The 1,530-nt window shown below is 69.3% G+C and carries 2 protein-coding genes; both read left to right on the top strand.

The annotated features are described in order from the left end of the window. Positions 1-249 precede the first annotated feature (249 nt). Positions 250-1,206, top strand: coding sequence for an SAM-dependent methyltransferase (locus AC2VNT_RS07175; protein ID WP_486946193.1), 957 nt, complete (start codon positions 250-252; stop codon positions 1,204-1,206). 4 nt (positions 1,207-1,210) lie between these two features. Further along, positions 1,211-1,530, top strand: a 320-nt coding sequence (locus AC2VNT_RS07170) for a class I SAM-dependent methyltransferase (RefSeq protein WP_486946192.1), incomplete at its 3' end; no start/stop codon positions are given.

The raw sequence follows: 1,530 nt of genomic DNA, 5'->3' as shown, positions 1-1,530 counted from the left end.
GACCGTGCGCAGTGACGAGATGAAAGCCGAGAACACTTTTCTCCTCCTGCGCAGCCGAAACGTGGTCGCGTCGGATATCTGGTGTGGTGATACGTCGACCCGCAGGCCGGGCCATGCGCTACGAGACTAACAGCTGCCGTCGGCCGGTCCGCGCACAGTCACCGATAGGTTGTTATACTGACTAAATATCTGATGCTTCCGCTGTCGTGCTGTGGCGGTGGACGTGGTAGTGAAGGGGAGTTCCTGGCAATGACGCGCACCGACAACGACACCTGGGACCTGGCCTCCAGCGTCGGCGCGACCGCCACCATGGTGGCCGCCGCCCGCGCGATGGCCGGCCGCGCCGAGCGGCCGTTGATCTCCGATCCGTTCGCCGAGCCGCTGGTGCGCGCGGTCGGGGTGGAGCTGTTCACCCGGCTGGCCCGCGGCGACGTCGACCCGGCCGACTTCGACGACCCGGCAGATACTTCGGTACCGGGCGCGATGAGCATGGCCCGCATGGCCGACAGTATGGCGGTGCGGACCCGGTTCTTCGACGACTTCTTCCTCGACGCGGTGGGCAACGCGGGCGCCGGCATCCGCCAAGTGGTCATCCTGGCGGCGGGACTGGACGCCCGCGCCTACCGGCTGAGGTGGACGGCCGAGCCCTGCGAGGTCGTTACGGTGTACGAGATCGACCAGCCGGAGGTCGTCGAGTTCAAGACCCGCGCCCTGGCCGAGCTCGGGGCGCAGCCCACCGCCGACCGGCGGACGGTACCCATCGACCTGCGCGACGACTGGCCGGCGGCGCTGCGGGCCGCCGGTTTCGACCCCAGCCGGCCGACGGCGTGGAGTGCGGAGGGCCTGCTGGGTTACCTCCCGGCGGAGGCGCAGGACCGGCTGCTCGACAACGTCACCGCTTTGAGCGCGCCCGGCAGCCGGATCGCCACCGAGAACACACCGAATCTCGACCCCGCCAAGGAGGAGAAGCTGCGCGAGTGGATGCAGACCGCGGCCGGCCGGTGGCGCGGGCACGGCGTCGACCTCGACATGGCGGAGCTGATCTATTTCGGTGACCGCAACGAGGCCGCCGCATACCTCGCCGACAAGGGCTGGCGGGTCAGCAGCCGCAGCGTCAACGAGCTGCTCGCAGAGCACGGGCTGGCGCCACTCGACGACGACGGCAGTTTCGCCGAGCTGGCCTACGTCACCGCCGTGTTGGGCTGAGCAGATGGCACGCACCGACAACGACACCTGGAACCTGGCCTCCAGCGTCGGGGCCACGGCTACCATGGTCGCCGCCGCTCGAGCGTTGGCGACGGCGGAACCCGACGCGATCATCGACGACCCGTTCGCGGCGCCGCTGGTGCGCGCCGTCGGCATCGACTTCTTCACCCGCCTGGTCGACGGCCAGCTGCCCGAAGGCGCCGTTGACCACGTGCGCCAGGTGCGGCGGATGGTCAACTCGCTGGCGGTGCGGACCCGGTTCTTCGATGACTTTTTCACCGATGCGATGGGCGCCGGCGAAGACGGTCCGCACCAGGCGGTGAT

It is taken from the genome of Mycobacterium sp. TH-M15, from assembly GCF_057473705.1.
This window is presented reverse-complemented; position numbering and strand designations above follow the sequence as displayed.

Bases quoted from the DNA above. Each gene is read 5' to 3' on its own strand.
- AC2VNT_RS07175 (WP_486946193.1), top strand. From the start codon at position 250: ATGACGCGCACCGACAACGACACCTGGGACCTGGCCTCCAGCGTCGGC.